Annotated in this window: 30 protein-coding genes and 1 riboswitch; of the genes, 25 read left to right on the top strand and 5 right to left on the bottom strand. The window is 43.0% G+C overall.

Annotated features, from left to right (window positions below; genetic code table 11):
- The first annotated feature begins 275 nt into the window (after nucleotides 1–275).
- The 6 genes from HLM86_RS11480 (at nucleotide 276) to HLM86_RS11450 (ending at nucleotide 4,350) form a co-directional block, all read left to right on the top strand.
- Nucleotides 276–887: a hypothetical protein gene (locus HLM86_RS11480; RefSeq protein ID WP_170882877.1), complete on the top strand. Its 612-nt coding sequence runs from the start codon at nucleotides 276–278 to the stop codon at nucleotides 885–887.
- A gap of 107 nt (nucleotides 888–994) precedes the next feature.
- Entirely contained in the window at nucleotides 995–1,276 is a 282-nt protein-coding gene (locus HLM86_RS11475; protein WP_076588893.1) for a hypothetical protein, read from the top strand.
- Nucleotides 1,277–1,397: 121 nt separating this feature from the next.
- On the top strand, nucleotides 1,398–1,847 hold the full coding sequence (locus HLM86_RS11470; protein ID WP_170882876.1) for a hypothetical protein: 450 nt from the start codon (nucleotides 1,398–1,400) through the stop codon (nucleotides 1,845–1,847).
- A 123-nt stretch (nucleotides 1,848–1,970) separates the two neighbouring features.
- Nucleotides 1,971–2,339 carry a zinc ribbon domain-containing protein gene (locus HLM86_RS20445; RefSeq protein WP_367947046.1) on the top strand — a complete coding sequence of 123 codons (369 nt, stop codon included), beginning with the start codon at nucleotides 1,971–1,973 and terminating at the stop codon, nucleotides 2,337–2,339.
- A 159-nt stretch (nucleotides 2,340–2,498) separates the two neighbouring features.
- On the top strand, nucleotides 2,499–3,086 hold the full coding sequence (locus HLM86_RS11455) for a TrmH family RNA methyltransferase (protein WP_083949396.1): 588 nt from the start codon (nucleotides 2,499–2,501) through the stop codon (nucleotides 3,084–3,086).
- Between the two features lie 646 nt (nucleotides 3,087–3,732).
- A complete protein-coding gene (locus HLM86_RS11450) occupies nucleotides 3,733–4,350 on the top strand; it encodes a LysE family translocator (protein ID WP_170882998.1) in 618 nt (205 codons plus the stop codon).
- 48 nt (nucleotides 4,351–4,398) lie between these two features.
- Here HLM86_RS11450 and HLM86_RS11445 read toward each other — a convergent pair whose 3' ends face one another.
- Nucleotides 4,399–5,772: an alanine/glycine:cation symporter family protein gene (locus HLM86_RS11445; RefSeq protein WP_076590766.1), complete on the bottom strand. Its 1,374-nt coding sequence runs from the start codon at nucleotides 5,770–5,772 to the stop codon at nucleotides 4,399–4,401.
- A 110-nt stretch (nucleotides 5,773–5,882) separates the two neighbouring features.
- Nucleotides 5,883–5,989, bottom strand: a riboswitch (glycine riboswitch).
- Nucleotides 5,990–6,460: 471 nt separating this feature from the next.
- Here HLM86_RS11445 and HLM86_RS11440 point away from each other — a divergent pair.
- Nucleotides 6,461–6,703 carry a hypothetical protein gene (locus tag HLM86_RS11440; protein ID WP_076590787.1) on the top strand — a complete coding sequence of 81 codons (243 nt, stop codon included), beginning with the start codon at nucleotides 6,461–6,463 and terminating at the stop codon, nucleotides 6,701–6,703.
- Nucleotides 6,704–6,807: 104 nt separating this feature from the next.
- Here the strand turns inward: HLM86_RS11440 and HLM86_RS11435 are convergent, their stop codons facing one another.
- A complete protein-coding gene (locus HLM86_RS11435) occupies nucleotides 6,808–7,146 on the bottom strand; it encodes a YggL 50S ribosome-binding family protein (protein ID WP_076590767.1) in 339 nt (112 codons plus the stop codon).
- Between the two features lie 255 nt (nucleotides 7,147–7,401).
- On the opposite strand from HLM86_RS11435, the gene HLM86_RS11430 reads away from it, so the two are divergent.
- The 9 genes from HLM86_RS11430 to HLM86_RS11390 all read left to right on the top strand — a co-directional run bounded on the left by HLM86_RS11430 (nucleotide 7,402) and on the right by HLM86_RS11390 (nucleotide 11,731).
- Entirely contained in the window at nucleotides 7,402–7,560 is a 159-nt protein-coding gene (locus tag HLM86_RS11430) for a hypothetical protein (RefSeq protein WP_170882873.1), read from the top strand.
- A gap of 18 nt (nucleotides 7,561–7,578) precedes the next feature.
- Nucleotides 7,579–8,319, top strand: coding sequence for a chromosome partitioning protein ParA (locus HLM86_RS11425; RefSeq protein ID WP_076590768.1), 741 nt, complete (start codon nucleotides 7,579–7,581; stop codon nucleotides 8,317–8,319).
- Between the two features lie 24 nt (nucleotides 8,320–8,343).
- Nucleotides 8,344–8,736 carry a ribosome recycling factor family protein gene (locus HLM86_RS11420; protein WP_170882872.1) on the top strand — a complete coding sequence of 131 codons (393 nt, stop codon included), beginning with the start codon at nucleotides 8,344–8,346 and terminating at the stop codon, nucleotides 8,734–8,736.
- Between the two features lie 105 nt (nucleotides 8,737–8,841).
- Complete coding sequence (locus HLM86_RS11415) at nucleotides 8,842–9,318, top strand: GNAT family N-acetyltransferase (protein WP_170882871.1); 477 nt, start codon at nucleotides 8,842–8,844, stop codon at nucleotides 9,316–9,318.
- A gap of 135 nt (nucleotides 9,319–9,453) precedes the next feature.
- Nucleotides 9,454–10,011: a GNAT family N-acetyltransferase gene (locus HLM86_RS11410; protein WP_076590771.1), complete on the top strand. Its 558-nt coding sequence runs from the start codon at nucleotides 9,454–9,456 to the stop codon at nucleotides 10,009–10,011.
- Between the two features lie 86 nt (nucleotides 10,012–10,097).
- Complete coding sequence (locus HLM86_RS11405) at nucleotides 10,098–10,433, top strand: 5-carboxymethyl-2-hydroxymuconate Delta-isomerase (protein ID WP_076590772.1); 336 nt, start codon at nucleotides 10,098–10,100, stop codon at nucleotides 10,431–10,433.
- Nucleotides 10,434–10,896: 463 nt separating this feature from the next.
- A complete protein-coding gene (locus tag HLM86_RS11400) occupies nucleotides 10,897–11,112 on the top strand; it encodes a DUF4177 domain-containing protein (protein WP_170882870.1) in 216 nt (71 codons plus the stop codon).
- Nucleotides 11,113–11,114: 2 nt separating this feature from the next.
- Nucleotides 11,115–11,339 (top strand): membrane protein insertion efficiency factor YidD, encoded by a 225-nt coding sequence (yidD, locus tag HLM86_RS11395; protein WP_170882869.1) that lies wholly within the window; start codon nucleotides 11,115–11,117, stop codon nucleotides 11,337–11,339.
- Nucleotides 11,339–11,731 carry a TM2 domain-containing protein gene (locus HLM86_RS11390; RefSeq protein ID WP_076590775.1) on the top strand — a complete coding sequence of 131 codons (393 nt, stop codon included), beginning with the start codon at nucleotides 11,339–11,341 and terminating at the stop codon, nucleotides 11,729–11,731. Before yidD ends, HLM86_RS11390 begins: the two co-directional genes overlap by 1 nt.
- Before the next feature lie 266 nt (nucleotides 11,732–11,997).
- Here HLM86_RS11390 and HLM86_RS11385 read toward each other — a convergent pair whose 3' ends face one another.
- Entirely contained in the window at nucleotides 11,998–12,237 is a 240-nt protein-coding gene (locus HLM86_RS11385; RefSeq protein ID WP_076590776.1) for an RNA recognition motif domain-containing protein, read from the bottom strand.
- A 96-nt stretch (nucleotides 12,238–12,333) separates the two neighbouring features.
- Nucleotides 12,334–12,513, bottom strand: a complete 180-nt coding sequence (locus HLM86_RS11380; protein ID WP_076590777.1) for a DUF6435 family protein — start codon at nucleotides 12,511–12,513, stop codon at nucleotides 12,334–12,336.
- Between the two features lie 221 nt (nucleotides 12,514–12,734).
- Here HLM86_RS11380 and HLM86_RS11375 point away from each other — a divergent pair, with 221 nt between their 5' ends.
- The 9 genes from HLM86_RS11375 (at nucleotide 12,735) to HLM86_RS11335 (ending at nucleotide 20,786) form a co-directional block, all read left to right on the top strand.
- Nucleotides 12,735–13,220, top strand: a complete 486-nt coding sequence (locus HLM86_RS11375) for a hypothetical protein (protein ID WP_076590778.1) — start codon at nucleotides 12,735–12,737, stop codon at nucleotides 13,218–13,220.
- Nucleotides 13,217–15,145: a methyl-accepting chemotaxis protein gene (locus HLM86_RS11370; RefSeq protein ID WP_170882868.1), complete on the top strand. Its 1,929-nt coding sequence runs from the start codon at nucleotides 13,217–13,219 to the stop codon at nucleotides 15,143–15,145. Before HLM86_RS11375 ends, HLM86_RS11370 begins: the two co-directional genes overlap by 4 nt.
- A gap of 246 nt (nucleotides 15,146–15,391) precedes the next feature.
- The gene (locus HLM86_RS11365; RefSeq protein ID WP_076590780.1) at nucleotides 15,392–16,120 is read left to right on the top strand and encodes a substrate-binding periplasmic protein; all 729 of its coding nucleotides are present in this window, start codon (nucleotides 15,392–15,394) and stop codon (nucleotides 16,118–16,120) included.
- A 207-nt stretch (nucleotides 16,121–16,327) separates the two neighbouring features.
- Nucleotides 16,328–16,858 (top strand): GNAT family N-acetyltransferase, encoded by a 531-nt coding sequence (locus tag HLM86_RS11360; RefSeq protein WP_076590781.1) that lies wholly within the window; start codon nucleotides 16,328–16,330, stop codon nucleotides 16,856–16,858.
- A 202-nt stretch (nucleotides 16,859–17,060) separates the two neighbouring features.
- Complete coding sequence (def, locus tag HLM86_RS11355) at nucleotides 17,061–17,567, top strand: peptide deformylase (protein WP_076590782.1); 507 nt, start codon at nucleotides 17,061–17,063, stop codon at nucleotides 17,565–17,567.
- Between the two features lie 95 nt (nucleotides 17,568–17,662).
- Entirely contained in the window at nucleotides 17,663–18,061 is a 399-nt protein-coding gene (locus tag HLM86_RS11350; RefSeq protein WP_076590783.1) for a nuclear transport factor 2 family protein, read from the top strand.
- Between the two features lie 158 nt (nucleotides 18,062–18,219).
- Nucleotides 18,220–18,759 carry a GNAT family N-acetyltransferase gene (locus HLM86_RS11345; RefSeq protein WP_076590784.1) on the top strand — a complete coding sequence of 180 codons (540 nt, stop codon included), beginning with the start codon at nucleotides 18,220–18,222 and terminating at the stop codon, nucleotides 18,757–18,759.
- Nucleotides 18,760–19,167: 408 nt separating this feature from the next.
- On the top strand, nucleotides 19,168–20,304 hold the full coding sequence (locus HLM86_RS11340; protein WP_170882867.1) for a hypothetical protein: 1,137 nt from the start codon (nucleotides 19,168–19,170) through the stop codon (nucleotides 20,302–20,304).
- Between the two features lie 65 nt (nucleotides 20,305–20,369).
- Nucleotides 20,370–20,786 carry a hypothetical protein gene (locus HLM86_RS11335; protein ID WP_170882866.1) on the top strand — a complete coding sequence of 139 codons (417 nt, stop codon included), beginning with the start codon at nucleotides 20,370–20,372 and terminating at the stop codon, nucleotides 20,784–20,786.
- 340 nt (nucleotides 20,787–21,126) lie between these two features.
- On the opposite strand, the gene HLM86_RS11330 is transcribed toward HLM86_RS11335, so the two are convergent.
- The coding region (locus HLM86_RS11330; protein ID WP_171831452.1) for an Ig-like domain-containing protein at nucleotides 21,127–22,230 on the bottom strand (1,104 nt) is incomplete at its 5' end.

The raw sequence follows: 22,230 nt of genomic DNA, 5'->3' as shown, positions 1-22,230 counted from the left end.
GTACTTGTTATCGGTCTCTCGATAGAGGAGCCATCATTTAATCGAACTATCAGATAGAAGAACTTTAGTTGCAGCTAAAGTCTGGGTCTCACCTTACCCGATTGGAGTGCTTATTATCCATACAAAGCGTTTAAGACGGATTCCCAACGCTTGGCATTTTTCATTCCATCGTTGGGTTTTGTGTTTACGGTGGTATGGTTAGGTTCAGTGGTAGCGTTGCTCACTACTTAACGCGGCGTTAGCAATTAATCGTAATTTCGAACACTGGAGTATAAATGGAATTTTTAAAAGAAATCCCAAAGGAAGTTTGGGGAGCATCGGTTGAAGTTATCAACAAATTAATTTACCCAATAACCGCTACTACGGTTGGTATTGGTAAACTAATAGAACAGAAATTCTCTACTTTAAATGACGTTCAAAAATTAATTGCAGAGCAAACATTGCGAGAGGCTGCCGATAAAATTTCGAAAGCTAATAAGTCTGATTTTACAAATGTTGTTGTAAAGCCACAAGTTATTTACACCGTATTAGAAAATTCCGATAGCCAAAGTGATGACTTCATCAGATCCCTGTGGGCAAATGTTACAGCTAGAGAACTCAGTGAAGGTAGTGTACACCCGGAAATTGTTCGATTATTTGCAAAATTAACAGCCCCTGATTTAATGGTTTTAACTGAGTTATATGCTGAAAACTCTTCCGTAACTAAAATGTTGTTTAAAACCCTATCTTCAGCATATACACTTGGTATTTCTCGCGATCCAAAGTCTTTTCACCATGTGTACTTATCAGACTTGGGGTTAATTGATGATGTGTCAGGGAAATGGTTTATCACGACTAAAGGTAAAGAACTAATGCGTTGTATAGGTGAGCTTGAACAAAATTGCTAACAAGTTGCTTAAACGGACAAAAAACAGTTGGCTTTTGCTCGTTCCTCGCTATTTTAGCCAACAATTTTATTGTCGCTTAGCAAGGCGTTATAACTACTGGAGCTAATGTGGTTGTTTTAGATGAAGAATATATGTCTTGGTTACTTTTTCAGAGTAGGGAAGACTATTTACTTTCTGTTGTTTGTGGGACTGTAGGCGTGTTTATGCTTGAAATTGAGCTGTCTCATGCCGAAATTTCTCAATATAAAGCTAGTGGCAAAAGTTATATTAACGAACTTGCAAACAGTATTCGATTTAGACCAGATTCTTTTACAGAAAGACAAATAGTAAACTTCAAAGATCAATACAATGTAGTTCCTGCGCTTACTAAATGGCGTGGTTCAGAGTAACGTAGTTATAACAAGGCATTTAAATGTAACAAAAATAGTGGGTTACATTTCGCTTCGCTACACATTTTAACCCATTATTTTTGTCCGCTTAATGCGGCGTTAGAAGATTAAGGAAAGATATATGGCTCGCCGGAAAGAGTTTAAAGGAATCGCCATCAATTACTGCAAGTATTTAAATGGTCGAAATCACGACTACTCCGGATATTGGGCTGTGGGTCATCTCTCTTTATTGGCCGAAGAACGTGAGGAAAATACTTTGGTCTTCGAATTGTTTGGAAGCCAGAGTAATCAAAGTTGCTCTGGTGTACTAAAAGATTTGTCAGACTCAATGCTCCATGAATTTATAAGGTTAGTAAAGGCGCAAGAAGTACCGCTTGAGTGGGTTGGCTCAGTATGTGTTAGATTTCAGTTTAACCCAGCTTATGACCGTAACTACCATTTATGGCGACAGTCTCTAGGAAAGCGGTATATAGTAGTTGTTAAAATTATTACTGATTCTGGCTTAACCTTTGAAGCGACTGAAGGAGGGTATGTTTATCCACATAACCCTTCCAGAGAACAGCGTAGATAATCTTCTTACAAACTGCTTAAGACGGACTGCCAACGTTCGGCGAATTTACTTCAAAATTTGCTCTGTGATTACGGTGGCTTGCTTACGTTTTGTGGTATGTTGTCAGCCACTTAGCAGGGCGTTATGCCTATAAGAGGAAATATGGATAGTAAATGGGAGTGCTTTGGGTGCGGGCATAGCAATGAACACTCATCAGTGAAGTGTGAAAAGTGCGGAGCTTTAGGCAAAGAGCTTGCGAATAAGCAGATGGCAAACCACCTCTTGGGGAATGACAAAATGAAATCGGAGTTTGAATACAACTGCTGTGATAAATGTGGTTCAGAGTCATATGAGGTTGGTGAATTAAGAGCCAGTGGTGGATTTTGGAGTACATTTTTCAATTACAACAAACACCGTTTTTATTTTTTATCATGCAGTACTTGTGGTCACACCGAGTTTTACAAACGAGGTCTAGGTACTGGACAAAAAATACTAGATTTTCTGGGTGGTTAGCATAGGCATAATACAAACTGTTCAAGAGGGATTTGCAACGCGTGGCATTTTTACTTTGCGTTGCGTTGCGTTGCGTTTAGTGTTTAAGGTTGTATGCGGCGGCATCGGTATTGCGTTGCTCACCCCTTAATTGGGCGTTATGTGTTGAGGAGAAAGATAGTGAAAGAACAAAGTAATAAGAGTGCTCTACGAAAGAGAGCTGATGAAATAAAAGATTTTAGATGTAAAAATCTTATTGTAGTTCTGGAAAACCCTAAGTCTTTGAAAAATATTGGCTCAGTCGTACGTAATGTAAATGCATTGGGTGCAGAGAAAGTTTATATCGTAGACGAAAATCGATATTTGCCAGATGATTGGCAGGATATGCGCCACTGGAACCCACTCGTAAGGCCATCTGTTTCTGCGGTTAAGTGGAGTTTTGTAAAAAGGTTCGATTCAACACAGTCTTGTCTAGACCATTTGGAAACGAATAAGTTTTGTTCTGTTGCAACTTCTCCTCATATACAGGGTAAGGTTAACGTTGAGCTTAGCAACGGTGATTTTACGCAAAAACGCTTGGCTATATGGTTTGGTAATGAATCAAAAGGCTTAAGTGAACATGTAATAACATCATCCGAGTTTTGTGTCAGTATTCCTATGTTTGGTATCATCGAAAGCTTAAATTTAGCCACTTCAAGTGGAATAGTGTTGTATGAAGTGACGAAACAACGGCGAGAATTTCAAAATCAAAAATATGGCCGGTGCTAATACCACACCTAATAAACTGCTTAATGCGGACTGCCAACGCTCGGCGAATGTAGTTCAAAGTTTGCTCTGTTTTTACGGTGGTTTGTTTGTGTATCGTGGTATGTTGTCAGCCACTTAGCAGGGCGTTAGCCTATGTAAGGAGAAATTAGTATTACTTCTTTTACTTGTTCCCAGAGAGGCTCTTTTAAGTGAAACTGATGGTTGGAACTAAATACAACCGATGTCAGTATTGTTGGTTTATATAATTTTTATAACGAAGTTGCGGATGCGATAGATAAAGAACTAATCGTTCGGAAGGAAAATGTTACAGTATCTTCGCTGCAAGACTATATTAGGAATCTTACTAAAAAAGAAGCGAGTGACTTAGAGGGGCAATAAAGCTCACTCGTGAAATAGATGGTAGTGTAGCCCAACAATTAAACCTCTCGTTAGCTAGCGATGTCGCTTATATAGCCGACGAAGTTGATAGTCCAATGAACGTTTACGAGTACATATACCCAAATAAGTGTTTACAAGTAGATATTATGACTATTGAAAAAAAGCACAGTGCTGTTTATTCGGTGGCTAATTGATGATAGAAGTGACATCTACGGGCATTGAATGCTGTAAGTTAAGTTGCTAGGAGGGCACGGATGTGATCAATAATATGGAAGCCTTTGTTATCGCAATTACTATTTTAACGTTAACCCCAGGCTTGGATACGGCGCTAGTGATTCGTAACGCTTCCCGAGGAGGGAGAGTAGACGGGTTTGCGACCAGTTTTGGTATTTGTCTGGGTTTATTTGTTCATGCGGCGTTATCCGCAATAGGGATTTCTGCGATTTTGGCCCAGTCGGCAGAGTGGTTTAATCTAATAAAAATGGTCGGTGCGGGTTATCTTATTTGGCTGGGGATATCGACACTGAAAAAAGCATGGAAAGCCAAAGCAATGGTCTCTGGCTCTGAAATACGTCAGCCAGACATAGAGATAACGCGTTCCCTGCGAGAAGGGTTTCTTTCCAACATACTCAACCCCAAAACGGCGGTGTTTTATTTGGCGTTTTTACCACAGTTTATTGACCCAAAGGGCTCGGCGTTGCTGCAATCAGGTGCGATGGCATCTATCCATTTTATTATTGCGATGATTTGGCAGTGTGGGTTGGCTCAAACATTGGTCGCTACAAAGCGGTTACTTAATAGCCCAACATTCATGCGCAGAATGGAGGTGACAACCGGCTTAGTGTTGATTGGTCTGGGCACAAAGCTCTTGCTGGAAGAAGCGTAACCTTAAGTAAAGAAACAGCGGTCGTCCAGACCGCTGTTCTTGCTAAGGTTAGTATTGCGGTTGTGGGGACTTGGAACGCTTAATCTTGGCTGAAAAATAGTGTTTGGTTTCATCGAAAACGACGTGCCGAAGTAAGATCAAGCCAATCAGATTAGGTACTGCCATCAAGCCATTGACGATGTCAGCAATGAGCCAAATCATGTCCAAATGAAGAAAGGCGCCTGAGGCCACAAGCGCTATGAAAATCAGCTTATAAGGTAAGATTGCTTTGACCCCAAATAGGAACACGACACATCGCTCACCATAGTAGTTCCAGCCAAGAATGGTGGTAAAAGCAAAGAAAATCAAACCGACGGACACCAATAATGGCCCGAGTGTGCTGTGATTCAGCCCAATTGAAAACGCATGGGTTGTCATCGCTGCACCTGCGAAGTCACTTTGCCACGCGCCCGTCAAAATCAGAGCTAACCCTGTCATTGTACAAATGATAATGGTGTCAAAAAAAGTGCCTGTCATTGAGATAAGACCTTGACGCACACAAGAATCTGTTTTAGCCGCTGCTGCTGCCATCGGAGCGCTGCCGAGCCCCGATTCATTGGAGAAAACCCCTCGCGCAATACCAGATTGAATGGCCAACATAATACTTGCGCCAAGGAAGCCCCCAGCGGCGGCTGTTTGAGTGAAGGCTGACACTATAACGAGCTGGATGGCTTCAGTGAGATGAGCAGCATTAAGAATGAGAATGCTTAAACAAGCCAACACGTAAAATATCGCCATAGATGGGACGACTTTACCCGCGACTTTGGCGATTGACTGAATTCCGCCTAGCGTGACTATCGCCACCAAAAGGGTCAGGACGACGGCGGATATTTCACGTGGAACACCAAATGAAATCTGGCTTGCGTCCAAAATAGCATTGACCTGAGGAAAAGTACCGATACCAAAACAGGCGACACCTAAGGCAAATATCGCAAATAACACGGCAAGCAATCTTGAGCCTACCCCATATTGCAGATAGTACATCGGGCCGCCGAGCATTTGTCCTTTGTTATCAACCTGTCGGTATTTGACCGCCAATAAACACTCGGCGTATTTTGTCGCCATCCCAAATAGAGCAGCAAGCCACATCCACAACAATGCGCCTGGGCCACCTAGTTTTATCGCGGTAGCAACCCCAACAATATTTCCGGTGCCGATGGTCGCGGACAAGGCAGTGCACAACGCGGCAAAGCTCGAGACGTCGCCCTGTTTTTGATTATCGTCTTTGCTGAACACCATTCTGAGGGCGGTAGGTAGATGTCGAAACTGAATAAAGCCCAAACGTACGGTGTAATAGACCCCCGTGCCAACCAATAGAATTAATAATGGTGGACCCCAGACAATACGGTCTATGGTGTTGAGTAAATAATATAGGTATTCCATGATTTCCCCTTAATGGATAACACATTACTAAGGAGAAGAGTGAAAGGGTAAAGATGCAGTATCTCTCCCTCGCGTTAAGCGCGTGTATGCTTTGATCGCGGGGTGGTTCTTTTCACTCCTCTGTCCTTTTGCCTGAGAGTTTCACTTTGTTTGATAAGCCAATACAAAGCTTGCTCCTTCGGCGACCGATTAAACGGTTCTCTCCAGAGGTTCCTCCAACAACAGTCCTCGCCGTATTCACAGCACCTGAAAGATTTACTTCTTCGGTAGGTTATTCTCACAAAATAATAAATTGTGGGAAATAACCATTCTCCTGCAGTCTTCATCGGAACAATTGCTCATTTTTAGAGCAAAAGATGGTCGATGACACCAAGTGTTACCGACACGCGAACTCTATCACTATTTTTGTGTAATTCAACGATTTTTTACACACTAGACACCCGCGTATTTTTTAGAGGGCTATTAGCCAGAGTCAACGTGAGCTTATCTAGGTTGTGGCTCTGGATATAAACAACTCAGTATGAGGTCTTAATAAAATGTTGGTGTCATATTGACTGTATTTTCATTAGGTCATTATGACTTTTTTGTGAGATTCTTTAAATTAAGCATTTGATTTATAATAATAAAAAATTATGGCAAGAAGAATGCATTAGTTGAGTATCAAATAAGACAATACGGTGAGGTCACTATGCAAACGCAACCAAAAAAAGCAACGTTTAACACGCTTCTGACGATTTCAAATATCGGTCTGATTATCACGTTTTTGGCCCTGATTGTGAGTGTGCTCATTGCCTACCCATATGCACATCTATTTAGCCTCAATAGTCAGATAGCGGCGCACATTGGGACGATAGTGATCGCGGCTGCTCTCAAGGTGAGTTACGTCACACGCTGCTTGGCTCAGTATAATTTGGGGCTTGAAGTGAGGTAGTTCACCCCAGTTTTGCTTAATGAGAGGAAAACAGCGCCCATTTTTATAGGCGCTGCGAAAATGGCTCGGGTTGTGACGTGCCTTTTTATCGTGTTGGACCGATCTTATAAGTAATTGGCATCGACCAGTTCACTGGTCTGTACAGATTTGACTTCGTCACGGGCTTCTAGCCACTCCAGCACTTGTGTTTGCTGACCCTCGGTGACACTATGATAACGTTCAGAACAGCAAATGAAGCCGTCAAATTGTTCAAGCCCGCCACCGCCAAAACTAAGGCCTAGTGCCTCAATATAATCAATGAAATTGTCAATAAAGTTATCATAGCGCTCAAAGTCATTGATTGTGGTTTCACAACTGATTTCAAAACCCATCATGGCGAACTCGCCCAAAAACAACTTTTTCTGAATACGACGTTTTTTGTTCTCTAGTTTAAATGGTTTCATTACTTTACCTGGACAGTTCGGGATGGCTTCTTATACCTCAAAATAAAGTTAACCCCAAGTTTAATTGTAGAAAGCTGGTGTTTTTTACCTGTGTCATTTGTGTCAAAACACACGGGGAGAACCCTGACAGTGTATATAATTAAACCGAATGCCGATAAAACAGACTTAGTTCTGACCCACGGCAAGGAAAAAATGGTATAAATGAGCGTGTTAGCTGGCCGTAAAGGCCATTAGCAAAAGTGTTGAGGAGAAGGTATGACCAAATTGATCGCGTTGGTGTTTTTGTTGGCACTAGCCTACGTACTGATACGTTACCGAACCAGCGAAAAATTGCAGAAATACGTTGCTGGAACACTGATTTCTGGTTTTTTAATTTATACAACCACGCTAGTGGTATCAGAGTTAATCCGATAACTCAGTAGGAGTAGCACAGTGAGTAACGAGCCCAATCTTGAAAGCAATGAAGATGTTGTGGTGATCGAGGAAAGAGATAAGCGCAGTTACATTTATATCCTCATTGCAAGCGCGTTAGGCTTAGCGTTGGGAGGACTTATCGGTTCCTTTATGACGACAGGGAAATGGCAAAATGCTTATTCAGCGTTAGAGTCAAAGTATCAGATGCTGATTGAACAAAAGCAGCAAATGGCGCAGGAGTTTGAAGACAAAGCGTTGATTGCAAAAGCAGATGGCGCCACGGTCTTGGAACTTCAGCAATTAATCAAAATTCAGAAAGAGAAGCACCAAGCAGTATTGGCGGATATACACGCTCAAGTGACGGAACTGGAAAAAGTCAATATGTCACTGGAAGAGCAGGTGACTCAACAAAAGCAACAGATTGATAAGGCAAGCAAAGAAAATGGCCAGCTAAATCGTCAGGCCGATATGCAAGTGACCATGTTCGAACGTTCAAGAGAAATTTTTCAACAAGAGCTTAAGGTAAAGCAGGAATTAGAGTCGTTGACTAAAGAGCGTGAAGCGCTAGTACCCAAAATTAGTAGCCTGAAAGAAGAGTGTGATTTGTATCTCGAAGGCAAATCTTGGGACGCGAGATCGAATGCCTGCGATTTACAAGATGAGTCTAACTCACGTTTAAGCCAAGTTAACCAAATGATTAGGGTCCATCAAATGGATCTCAAGCAAATGAAGGCGCTTTCGAAAGAATTAGGTTTATAGTATTCAGCTTGAGGGGGTTATCTTATGGCTGAAGCTCTCGTTATTATCGCTCTTCCTTCACTAGTGCGTCGTGTTGGTGGTGACGTTGTCACACTTATAAAAACGGATGCTCACATTTATCACTGCGAACTCAAGCGAGTTCGCCGATCTAGGCATTGGCAACTGATTGGTCGTTTGTCCGATCTTGTGTCGCTTGCGAAGAGATTGAAGCAAAAACACCGCGAGGCGGCTTTCATTGTTGATAAAATCAGCGCTTTGAATGACACAATTTGCTCACACCCCACTCCTCTCGAAGACCATCTAAAGTTATTATTGAATAACAACCCTAGTATGACGTTAGGCGAATTAATAGCCAAAACCGGTTGTTCATTGCAGCAGGCAAGACGGATTCGCTTTGATTGTGAAATGATGGAATAGACAGGAGTCTAATTGCCGTGATGACAAAATAAACGGGTTTAACTTGTGTTTGAGCCTTAAAGCCGTACTATTTAAGCCCATGTTATTTGAACCAAGGGCGTTATAATGATCGTGCTGAGAGAAATGAGTCAAGAGGAATACCCCGTTTATTGTCAGTACTTTATTAATGAATACAGTAAAGACATTGTCCAAAACCAAGCTTATTCTATCGAAACGGCTAACGAACTGGCGCAAAAGGCGCTGAACCGCTGTTTCCCCAATGGATTAGAAACGAGCGAGCATACCTTATTGTGTATAGATACAGAAGTTGGGGGGGAACTGTGTTTGGTGGGTTACTTATGGCACTCGGTTAATCTTTCGGATAATTCTACTTTTATTTATGACTTTTTTATTTCTAGCGAACATCGAGGCCTTGGTCTTGGTACTCTCGCAATTTCTGCTTTGGAAAAACAAGTAAAACCGATGGGAATTCATCAAATAAAGCTGAGAGTGGCGTTTAACAATGAACGAGCATTGAAATTGTACAAGGAGGTTGGTTTTATTATTACTGGGTTTAATATGTCAAAATCGATCGCTTCCTAGTACATGACGTTATTTAAATCCACGACCTTCCTATAATGTTTGCCAGCTTCTATACACGTATAGCCAACATCTATTGAGAGCATTCTGGTCCTTATAGGCTTTTTATTAAAAAGACGATAATCAATAAGGTGAAAGATGAACATTAAGACCGAGAGACTCATCCTCAGACAATGGCGGGATGAGGACTATCCACATTATGCAAAATTAAATGCTGACCCTGAAGTGATGAAATATTTTCCGACAACGCTTGATGAAGATGAAAGCAATCAACAAGCCAATATAATATCTGAACTAATTTCGGAGCGCGGATGGGGATTTTGGGCTGTTGAATTAAAAGCAACGGGGCAGTTTATTGGTTTTGTTGGCCTGCATCATCAGGATCAAGCCAGTGGTATTCCTTTTACGCCATTTATTGAGGTAGGCTGGCGATTAGCGTCTGAGTTTTGGGGTAAAGGCTACGCTACTGAAGCCGCAAAGAAAGCGTTGGAATTTGCTTTTGAACATCTATCAGCGCCTTGTGTTTATGCCTTTACTGCCTCACTCAATAAGCCATCTCAGCGTGTGATGTCAAAGATTAATATGCTCAATACTGACGCCGACTTTAACCATCCCAAACTTACACGTGGTCATATCCTAGAACGGCATTGCCTCTATTCAATCACCAAAAATCAGTGGATGAAAGTGGCAGGTTGATCTTTCTTAAGCTTTGTAAAACATATGGTTATATGTCTATCTTTATTGCTTATTAAGCGTGCCTTGTTATTTTAAAAGGAGTCAATGTGCCACATTGTGTCGTTGAACATTCATCGTCTTTAGAGGGTGACGTGCTCAATCAAAAAGTCTTTTGGGGTGTAAAAGCATCCAATTTATTTGAGCCAGATGGTGCAGATATAAAAGTTCGTAGTCATTCATTTCAACATTATCAAACGGGCATCAATAAACTCGATTTTGTTCACGTGACATTGAGAATTCTTTCTGGTCGCAGCACGTCGCAGAAAGCGGCGCTATCTCACGCGGTATTATCAGAATTGCTCAGCCTTGAATTGACGGAAGTATCACTAACGGTTGAAGTCATCGATATTGAGAGCATCAGTTACAGAAAAAGGGTTGTTTAATCAAGGTTTCGCGGCGTTTCAGAGATCATGTAAGCTGATAAGGTGTAAGTGTTGCTTCTCATTCTACATAGAAGTAATAGTGTCATTTAAGGTTACTAATGAGATGAAATAGTCAATTTCGGCTTCTAGATAGAACTGAATATGATGCTTTCTCTGAGTAAGAAAGAGGTGATATATTAACCAGTGCTCTAGATTGAATTCAGTTGGTTTTGTATCGAGATGCCGACCATACAGGCATTCACGATATAAATTAAAGGGAAATCTTGGCCTTATAATGACGTTTAATCGGAGATGCTATTGTTCAGAACTCTATAAGCTGGGTGCCCATTCTCTCCTGATAATGTGTGTTGTACAGCGTTACCCATTTTAGAAAAATAATGGTTAATTTATTCTTATGTCCGTGTTGATGCATTGGTTTTTATGTTGTAAAGTTCGTTTTTTATTAATAAAGAAGAGTTGAATAATGACAAAATTTACAGAATATAAAGTCACCCATGTAGTCGAAGGTGGCTGTGGGACAGTATTACTGGGAGCAAGTGGACTACCAATACAAAAAATGGAAGCAGAAATCAACAAATATGCACAAGATGGTTGGCAAGTGGTTTTCCAAGTGGTAGAAAAAAAACGCTTCATGCTATTTTGGACACGTGAAGCTGTGATCATTACTTTAGGTCGTTAAGCTTGATTAGGTGGTTTTCACTTAAACTGATCCACTGCTACCAATCGAGCGGTGGATCAAAAAAGTTGTTGAATATTGAATGCAACTTTGAACCGACTTGTTCAGAATATACGAAGCAGTGTATTGTTAAATATGGTGCCGTTAAGGGGTGGCGTTTGGGTTTGTCTCGAATAAAACGCTGTAACCAACCGGATATAATTGAAAAAATTTATGATGAGGTGCCATAATGAAAATATTTGAATCGTTGGATGAAATTGAGCAAAAGGAAAATGTACTTCGGCAACAAGTTAATGCGTTACCAGAAAAACAAAAGATGGCGTATTTCAGTAGGCAGTCAAAAAAAATAAAAGATCCTGACACCTATGCCGCTTTGAATTGGTTTTTCTTCGGAGGCTTTCACCATTGTTATTTAGGTAAATACACCTTGTTCCTGATAGAGTTTTTCCTTCTTATCCTTGGTATTGTCGGGTTGGCTAACGGTCATTATAGCGCAGGTTTAATTTTGGCAGCGATTGCCTTGTATGAGTTGCCTCAGTTGTTCTTCGCGCAGAAAATCGCTAGACAGCACAATTATCAGTTGTCATGTGAGGTATTTAACGAGGTAAGAAAAGAAGTGTAGTCGCTGGCGTGACTTTCAGAGTAAGGGCTTGAAAGTGAGTTATTCATTCAAGGAATAGGCGCTCTTCTAAGGTGGCACTGAATTTAACAAAGCGCAGTACTCGTATGCATTATCAGCAAAAGCTCGCGGATTACGTCTAAAATACGTTGTTGATGATACACAAACTAACTGTGTTATAACGGGCCTTGCTGAGCTGTAAATCTTTATTTGTACCTATCATCAACGAATTGGCCGCCCCAACACTCATTAGGTCGCGGCCATAAATGTTAGCTGTCGGCTTTTTTTACTCGTATTTTGTTGCTAGCAACCATCGCCATATTGAGTTTCGACAACGCAGTTTTGGCTTCATCGGTGTCCGGCATTTCCAAAAAAGCAAACCCTTTCGATTTCCCCGTTTCTTGATCTAAGACTAGCGAGCACTCTGTGACGCGTCCATGAGCCGAAAATAAGGTACGAATTTCGTGTTCCGTCGTAGAGCGAGCAAGATTACGAACTAACAGTTTCATATACATCCAAAAAATTAATGATTACGCTCGAATTGTCGCAGTTATTGCCTCACAAACCAAGCAAAGTTTGATCCAATGAAAGACGGATCGCCAATGTTAAGAGCGCTCTTTCTCTTCTATTTCCTGAATCAGTTGATAAAGCGCGTCTGCATCGGCCGTTAATTGAGAGTAGGAGCGGATATCGCCTTTACGTTGGGCCAGCATCGCTTGTTCCAATTTCAGTGAGTGCTGTTTTCTGAGTTTTTTTGATGGGTTTGACTTGAAAAATGACAACATAACATGTCCTTTGGTAAGAAGTATCAACATTGATACGAGACAAATTGAGCAACGGATTACTCGCCTGACTGAATTAAGCCATAAACATGCCGATCATGTTTACTGCATAACAAAGAACAGTTTCGTAGGCATTTTAGCTTTAATTTATACATTATTAACTTGTGATTCTGAGCTTAGTCGAGCTAGCTATAACTCATACGTCAAAAAACCAAGGTGATAGTATGAGCGAAGATAACGTTTTGCGGGCATTTAACTGTGCCAGCACAGACCATAAAAAGATCGTCGAACAAGAAAACCTTAATGTCGTTGACAGTGTTATCTCGGTTGACTTTGATAATAGAATCAGCGCTAGATGCACCCTCAATAGAAACGCAGTATGTTGCTGTGAATCATGTCAAGTCGTCAGGCAATGTCTCAATGAGGCCCTACCAAGTGTCCTCGATGCGGAAACCAAAGAACTTGTATCGGCGGTTTGGGAGTTGCAGTATTCCAAGTTGATAGTGGGGCATGCCATCGCATTAAGTCCTCAGCAGCGATCAAAGGATGTCATTCAAATACTCCAAACGCTTCAGGAGCGTTTGCACTCGCTAGTGCCGAGTCTCAACAAAATAAAGCATCATGGGCCATTGTTCATGCTCATGGCGGTGATGGCTAAAGAAACTCAACTGATGCTCGAAAGTAACAAAGCTCAATGGTGGTTGGAATGAACATTCAAAACCTAACCATTCGAGGTCAATTATTAGTTCCGGTTGTGATATCAATTGTGCTGTTTGTGGCATCGATTCTTTTTTCACAGAAACAGCTACGTGATTTACTGATTCAAGTTCAGGTCAGTGAAAGAAAATCGCAAGATCTTGCATCATTATTATTGGTGCAACATCAGGTGGCCGAGTTGCTTTTAGCCTCAGCTAATGAATCGTATCGCAAAACGGCTTGGGAAAAGGCGCAGAGGGAATATAAACAACGTCAGCCAATAATAGAGTCGCAACTATTAAACGTAGTTTTGGCGAGTGAGTCCCAGCTTCAACAAGATAAGATCGCCAGATTTATAGACGTGTTGGAACGCTATGGTCGCACTCAGTCTCGTCTAGCGCTGAGTATTGGCCAGCTGGATGAACGCTCTAAGTCATTGCCGTTACTGAGTTTGGCCCCTTTTTCAAAAGGGCCGGCATTCAGCGTTTATCTTAGCGACGACAACCGAGCAGCGGGGCTGTCAACCATCGCCAATCTTTATGAAGTGTTTAGCCAAATTAACGGATACCTTGTCGTGCTTAGGGAGGGTTACAATCCTTCAGTACTCGATACGCTTAGGTTCAACATAAAGGCCATTGAAAAAGAAGTCCCGTCACTGCCACCGAACATAAACAATCGAGTAATGGCAACGTTTGCACAATATGGGGAAGCCTTGTCAGAAATGAAAGGGCATTCACGATTGATTAAAGAAGATCGCGTGCTCATCAGTCGGCAGGGGCTGAAACTAAGGCAACTGTTGGCTGAGATATCTGGTGAGGTTGAGCAACAAAGTCAAGCTTCAATGGCATCTGGATGGTCTAAATTTGAGGACATAAGCGAGTTTCTTATTGCTGCGGTGGTTTTGGTGTCGGTGTTCTCCATCATGCTGGCAGTTTGGGTCGCGGAGCACATAAAACGCGATCTTGAGCCGTTAAGCCGAGTCATGATGAGCATGCGGCAAGGAGACTTAACCAAAACTACGAATACGATTGGGGAAAACGAAATTGGGCGTTTATGCTCTCAGGCTGATGACATGGCGGTGTGGTTGCAAAAGACCGTGAACGAGCTCAGCCAGCTCGATGTAAAAGTGATGTCATCCGCTAAGGCGTTGGTGGCGGTAATGGATAAAATGGAAACGAATACTCGTGAACAAAATAAGCAGATAGAAAGAATTGCCTCGGCCAGTACTCAACTGATCAGCAGCGCTGATCAGGTCACTCAAGTTGCAACCGAAGCGGAAAGCTATGCGACGAAAGGGCTTATTATCGTGAACGAAGGAGTCACATCAGCACAGCAACGGCGTCGTTTTTCCGAAGAGCTGATTGAGCGGCTTAAGGTAACGTTATCGACTGCCGAGCATTTGGCAATGATGTCTGCAAAAGTGACAGGTTTTGTGATATTGATTCAAGAGGTCGCAGAGCGAACCAATTTACTTGCGCTCAACGCTGCGGTTGAAGCTTCACGAGCTGGGAATGCTGGCCGTGGTTTTTCCGTTGTGGCGAGTGAGGTGCGAGTCCTTGCGAAAAAAGCGTCGGATAATACGGCATCGATTCAGGAACTCGTGGATGAGCTGCAATCTGGTGCACAAAAGATGCTGAAATCTGTGACGGTTTGTCTGGATAAAGTGGCAGAGAATGCCCAACTTGCTGAGGAAAGCGAACAGGACATGAGTACCTTGCACCACGGTATTACTAAAATGCTGGACCAGAACAGTGAAATGGCATTGGCGGCCAAAGAGCAAAGTCGAGCGTTAACATCGGTCAATGAGAACATCCACAATATGAACGATAATCTGAGTGAGTCTGCGGTTTACGCAAAACAAAGCAGCGAAACGGCCTCTTATCTCTCGACGCTCTCGGAGCAACAACAAACCAAATTGAGTCATTTCAAGACAGGTTAATTTGTTGAGAACGTTTGTGAGGTTGGCGTAGCTAACGATCTTGCTGTGTCCAGCGGCCAGGGCCTGATCAGATGCCAACGAATAACGGATTTGCAGTCAGTGTCTAATGGAATGACGTTGATTTGACTTGATGATGGCAGAAGATTGAAGGCGGCCATTTTGCGAATATACAGTGTTCAACTAACCGAGAGTCTCCAGACCTTCTACACTATGTAAGGTTATGTCAACAAATATGGGGAATAGAGTATGAAACTGCTGGTAAGCGTGTTTTGTCTTTTACTGTCAGCGTCTGTTTGGGCTAATAAATTGGAAGAACTGACGTATATTACCGAATCTTATCCTCCCTTCAACTATGAAGAAGGGGGGCAACTCAAAGGTATTGCGATCGATGTTTTAGAGGCAGCAACTGAAGCGGTCGGTGATCCTGTTGGGCGCAAGGATGTTAAGTTACAGGCGTGGGCCAGGGGATATGCGTCGGCGTTGTCTGGTCCTAATGTTGTATTATTTTCAACCACAAAAACAAAAGAACGCGAACCCAAATTTAAGTGGGTGGGCCCAATTATCGATACCAAAGTGGTGGTATTTTCAGCAAAAGATGTCGTCATTAAGGATGCGTCGGAGCTAAATAACTACCGGATAGGCGTGGTTCGTGATGACATTGGTGAGCAGCTTTTACAACAGCAGGGCGTCAAGTCATCTTCCCTGAAAGTGTCTCCCCGAGCCGACCTTTTGGTTAAGCAAATTGATGCTGGACGTATTGATATGTTGGCCTATGAAGAAACCGTTGCCTCCTATTTAATGAAAGCGAGCAATATTGACCCATCCAAACTGAAGGTTGTTTACACGCTGAGTTCAGGGCAGCTTTTCTATAGTTTAAGTCCGGATACCCCTGATGAACATGTCGAGAAGCTACAGAAAGGCTTAGATATGATCACTCAATCGGGTAAACTCGATGCAATAAAAAATAGCTATTAACCATGCCAGTGAGTGCTTTTACAATCGGTCCGCTCGGGCCGATTTTTTTCGCCGCTCATTAGACGACCCCTTTTCGAAGTTTGTTGGTTTGTTCACAGTTGACTCAATGATTGCTCCAAAATGGATGACATTATGATGTTTATTTCATATTATTCATAAGCTTAATCCCTTTCGACAAGAGAGAACATTCACCAAACAGGAAAGAGAATGGACAGAGCAAATATCATCATAAGACCGGCCCAACCTGATGAACTTGATAGAATTTACAGTATGATTACCTTGCATCAGGCGTGGACTCAGTTCAATGGCCCTTATTTCCCTTACGAACACCCCAGTAAAGAAACGTTCCGCCGCGGCGGATTTTCGCGATTGGTTGAAGGGAAAGCTACGCAATTGATTGTCCTTGATGGTGTACCGATAGGCACAGTAAGTTGTTATTGGGAGTGCGAAGAAACGAGGTGGCTAGAGGCCGGTATTGTGATTTACGACACCGAGTATTGGGGACAAGGCATTGCGCGTATCGCGTTGCCAATGTGGATCACCTACCTTTTTTCTGCTTTTGAAATTGAGCGGGTAGGGTTAACGACTTGGTCAGGTAATCCTCGTATGATGGCATGCGCTCTCAAGCTGGGCTTCAAGCAGGAAGCTCGTCTCAGAAAAGTCCGTTACTATAAAAATGAGTATTACGACTCGCTCAAGTATGGGGTGCTTCGTTCGGAGTGGGAAAGCCAACCATAACCTGTTCGACAGGATCTACTGAGATATTGAGCCTATTTGAAAGAAGGGGCCAATAGATTGAAAAGTTCACTGATAAGCCTTCTATGGCTGAATATCGCCACGTTACTTTCTCAATTTGAATCTAATTTTCTCTAAATATCAATGGTGTGCTGATTATTTTAGTTTCTGTGTCATCAGACTAAATGAATGAAAAGAGAGCAATATGGCGCTATTAAAAATACTGACCGCTCCAGATCCAAAGCTTCGGGTCAAGGCTGAGACCGTGACGGATATTAAGGCCGTGCAGACGTTGATCAATGACATGTTGGACACCTTGTACTCGACTCAAGATGGCATTGGGCTTGCGGCTACTCAGGTTGGCCGAAAAGAGGCCATCGTGGTCATCGATGTATCAGAAAGTCGCGATAAACCCCTTATTATGATTAATCCAAAAGTGGTTAATGGAAAAAATAAGTCTCTCGGGCAGGAAGGTTGTTTGTCCGTTCCCGGTTATTACGCGGATGTTGCGCGTTATACTTCGGTGGTGGTGGAAGCCTTAGATCGCGAGGGTAACGCCATTTGTATAGAAAGTGAGGCATTTCTTGCCATTGTTATGCAGCATGAAATTGACCACTTAGATGGTCAGCTGTTTATTGACTACCTGTCACCGTTAAAACAACGCCTAGCACTCAAAAAAGTAAAGAAGCAAAATAAAGCCATAATGAGTTAAGTCAGGTTGGCAATGTGTCACTATGGGTCGAACGCTGGCTACTGGAAAGTGTTTCGCATGGTGTCTTCACGTAAAAGTTTCATAAGGAAAGATCAATGAATACCACGAAAGACGTCGTCCTCGGTTTTTGGGACGCAATGCAAGCCAATGATTTTGCTAAAGCGAGTCAGTGGCTTAGTACGGACTTTGAAGGGTACTGGCCACAATCTCAAGAGCTTATTGTTGGCCGAGATAATTTTGTTAAGATCAATACTCACTACCCGACGACTGGCCGTTGGCAATTTACCCTGCATTCTATTGTGTGTGAAAATGAAACGGTCGTCACTGATGTGACGGTAACCGACGGATTGCAAACCGCAAGAGCAGTGACATTTCATACGGTGGTGAATGGTCTCATTACTCGACAAAAAGAATACTGGCCCGATGATATGGAGGCGCTAGAGTGGCGTTCTCAATGGGTGAGGGTGTTACCTGCTATGGAAGCGTGTCAATAACGGTACTTGGGAAACCCACTTATCCGCTGTGGACAAGGGTTCTAGGATTTGATCATCATGTATGACTTCTCTCTGAGTCGTAAGACCACTTTATAGCGCCTCCTCATTTCAGATGGTGTTGACGACATAAAAGTAGGGGGGCACAACGAGGAAAAAACATGAATATAGTAACCGCTAGCCCCACCGACTTGACCTCTTTTTTCAATTACCTAGATAGACAGCTGGTTGAAAATGTGGCGGAGAGTGGTGTGCTTTTTCAACCTCTTGCTAAGGAACACAATCATGTCTCGGAGTCCCTGCGTAGCAAGTTCAGAATGGGATTTGAATCGCCTCTGGGGGCCGCTTCTTGGCGAAAATTGTGGCTGGCTAAAGACGATTCCGGTGCGATTTGTGGGCACGTTGATCTTAGACATCACAGTGAGCAATACAGTTTTCACCGAGTCCTATTGGGTATGGGGGTCGCGAGTTGGTGCCGACAGCAAGGCGTGGGCTTGAGCTTGATGGAAACCATCATTAAATTTTGTCATCAAAGCCCTGCGATTGACTGGCTTGATCTGAATGTTCTTTCAAACAATACACCCGCTCAGCAGCTTTATTTAAAATGTGGTTTTAGCGTGATAGGCGAGGTCAAAGACTTTTATAGGGTTGATGGACAGTCCTTATCAGAAATCTCGATGACGCTCATAACCAAGTCATAAGACAGTGTGCCGGTTTTAGGTTCCAGAAACGGTGAACCCGAATGTGGGCCTTTCAACCGAGCATAGAAAATCGAACGTTTTGGTCTTCTCGGCAGCGACAAAGTGGCTGGTCATAGGAGAAAAAACAGCAGCGCCCAGACAACGAAAAAATCGTTTAAAACGACCGTTACACTCAGCTGTGGAGAGGTGTTCAGTTGGTCTACCCCATTCTTCCAAGCACAATGAAATTAATTGACTAAATGTGCCAAACCCTGTGAGTTAGTGATAACGCAACGTCGAACTTTTCTCTCATCAAATAAGCTTTTAGCAACAGTTTCTCAATTCATTTCTTTTTAATTCTGATGAAGATAATTCAATGGCTATCTAACATTGATCTCAATTTAAAATGAGTAAGATGGAAGCGTACTAATGATTAATGCCGTTCAATTTAACCAACCTTTAGATTCTAGTGACAAACTAACGGGTGGGACCAAACGACAGAGTGGTAAAGTGGCCAGTAACCACGGTGCCTATGAAAAAAATATGCAAGGAATACTGAGCACTTTGCAGAAAAATGGTGTTTCTCTTCAAAAAGATTATCTCACCCCAGATAGATTTGCAGTGAGTGAACTTGATTTGAAGGGGCTAGAAAAAATCACAAGCCACCATCAAGATACGGTGTTTACCGACCTCTACAGTAAAGAAGAAACCCTTATGGATAAAGGAAGGTTTCTGGCACTGGCAAAAGAAATCACTGACTCAGTAGGTCAAAAGACGATTGATTTTGAGGTAGAAAAGGTTACCGCGGGTAAACTGAAGACCGAACCTCTTGATGCACAAGACTATGCGAAAGGCGCGCCTTTTTTTCTAAGTTGCAAAACTAAACATTGTGACTTTCCAGGTGCTGTGGGCGGCAATTATCCTGTGGCTGAATATTTATCTACTCAAGGTACTTCTGTAAAAATATTTAATGATTCTAATAACTATGTCGGCCATTACAATCTTTGGAAGGACAACAAGGGCGACTTTTGTATTGGCACCATTGCAATGATTGATAACCATGGTATCAGCCAATATAGCCCCAAAGACCTCAAAAACCTGATCTTGGCTCAAGCCATTTCTCTGCTAAACAACAATGAGAAAGCAAACAGCGTTTCGATTGGCATGGGCGGACATAACCTCAAAAACACGCTTCCCGGGAAGTTTGAAAAAAACACGGAAGGTTTTGTTGCACTAGGGCAAGTGAGACATGCTGATCTGAAGTCAGTCAGCGAGAGTCCGCTCAAACGGCTAGAAAAAATCACGGGCTATACCGTGAGTATGGCAGGACCTGTCATTGTGGATCAGGATCAAATTGGAATGGCTCCAGAACAACGTAAGGACTTCAAAAACGCTTTAGTGGTTGTGAATAGAGAGAATTTGGAACAAAAGAAAAAATACTGCACAACTACAATGAAACAAAGAACCCACGTTCATTCACCTCAAGCAGACAGGATGAAAATAGCGCATCTAAGAAATTGCAACGGACGGAGGCCTTTAAAAGTAAAGACGGACAAGGCCGGTTAACCTTTGTTGAAGCCTTACTAAAAAATAATGCCCTAGCAGGATGTCGTCTCGTTTCGGTAAACGGTATGTACGCTTTACTGCGAGTTGACAACCCCTCTAATTTGCGACAAACAAAGCAGGCGCTTGAAGAGGTCACAAAAAGCGCTAAGGGGCTACAGGTTGAAAATGGATTCAGAAAGGATGAGTTGAGAATCATGATTCCTACGCCTGAACTGGTTTCAAAAAAAGCAGTAAGAACCACAAATTGGACATCAGAGGTAGGACAGCATACACGCCTTCGCGCTATCAAAAATGTTATCTCAAGGAACCAAATAAGTGGGTGTGGCACTCTTTCAGTCAATGGAACCGATGTTTTGATCAGAGTCAATCCAGAACAAAAAAAGGATGTCATGGAAGCCTTCAGCCAATTAGCTGAAAATAAGGGAATGACAGTTAAAGAAAGCCCTAAGGATAATCAGGTGCGAGTTGAGGTAAAAATCTAAAAAGAGCCGTAGCGCGTCCTTAAATAGGACATTTATTGTGAGCCATCGTAAAATGGCTCATTCACACCTCTAATCCGGTGGCCAAATTCACTCTGCCACTGCACTTTTGGTATTGGTGTTTCGACCGCTTTGGAGGTGTCGCTGCATTGCGAGTGGTGGTTATACCCAAAAACAAACTGGGAACCATTTTGTGACCCCAACAATTTAAAAAACTAAGGGAGCGTTGTCTCGCCGTGGGGGAATATTCTAATGGCCAATACAAAGTGTTGATTTGTTAAAAAAGCGCCAGTCATTATTCTGGCGCTTAAAATGGACAACGTTAAACTCTACACGTTACCTGCTAAGGCGTTGAGACGCAGGAGACGTAGTATGCATAAGTTGGGTAGTCGAAGCTCGTTTGGCCGTTTTTAAGACCCACCGTGTAATAGCTCGTAGAAGTAGATCCTGTATTAGTTGTTGCCGACCAGTATTGGAAGGAGCTCGGCCAACTGCGCGCGGTAAACATGTTACCGGACTTATCGTATAGCTCAACTTTAAGTTCGTCCTTTGTTGGTAAACGCCAATTGGTTCGCCCCGAGAGACTCTCCGTATTATATTTAGCACACAGTAACCCCGCATTGCTCCAGTTAAACCGATAGAATTTTCCAGCAGGGCCAGATGACCCAGTTTCGGTGAAGAACCCATCCGTTGGACTACCACCAATACTGTATAAGTAATTGACGGAGGGGGAATGGGTAAAGAGTTTCCCGCTACCTGTGTCGAACACATCAATACACGCATCCGCTAAGGTACATACCTCCACCGTTATCGTGTTACTCGACACGCCGTCTTTTGTGGCGGAAACGCTAGCAGTGCCTACTTTCACGCCGGACACCAAACCTGTTGGTGTTACGTTAGCGGTGGCGGTGGGGTAAGACTGCCACGCGACAGAGCTGGTCACATCAGAGGTGGTGCCGTCACTGTAGGTCGCCATTGCGGTTAACGGTTTGCTGCTCCCTTTCATGATGACAGAAAGCCTCGCAGGCGTGATGTTAATCGCATCAATCACGGCCGCGGTCACATTGATATCCACATCATTGCTGGGTACGCCATCTTTCATGGCGGTGACGGTGACAACGCCCATATCCACGCCGGAGACCAGACCCCCAGACGTCACTGTAGCTACGCTCGTGGTTGTGGGTCTACTCACAGACCACGCGACAGAGCTGGTCACATCGGAGGTGGTGCCATCACTGTAGGTGGCCATTGCGGTTAACGGTTGGGTCTGCCCTTTGGCAACAGAAACATTCGCTGGCGTGATGGTAATATCATCAATCACGGCGATGGTTACGTGGACGTTGACGGTGTTGCTCGGCACGCCGTCTTTGGTGGCGGTGATTGTTGTAATACCGACGTTACCACCGGAGATCAAGCCCGTTGGCGTGACGTTGGCGGTGGAGGGGGA

Origin of the sequence: Vibrio ostreicida, from assembly GCF_013074385.2 — a bacterium.
GTDB lineage: Bacteria > Pseudomonadota > Gammaproteobacteria > Enterobacterales > Vibrionaceae > Vibrio > Vibrio ostreicida.
The sequence above is the reverse complement of the archived record's forward strand: the minus strand, read 5'-3'. Positions and strand labels throughout refer to the sequence as shown.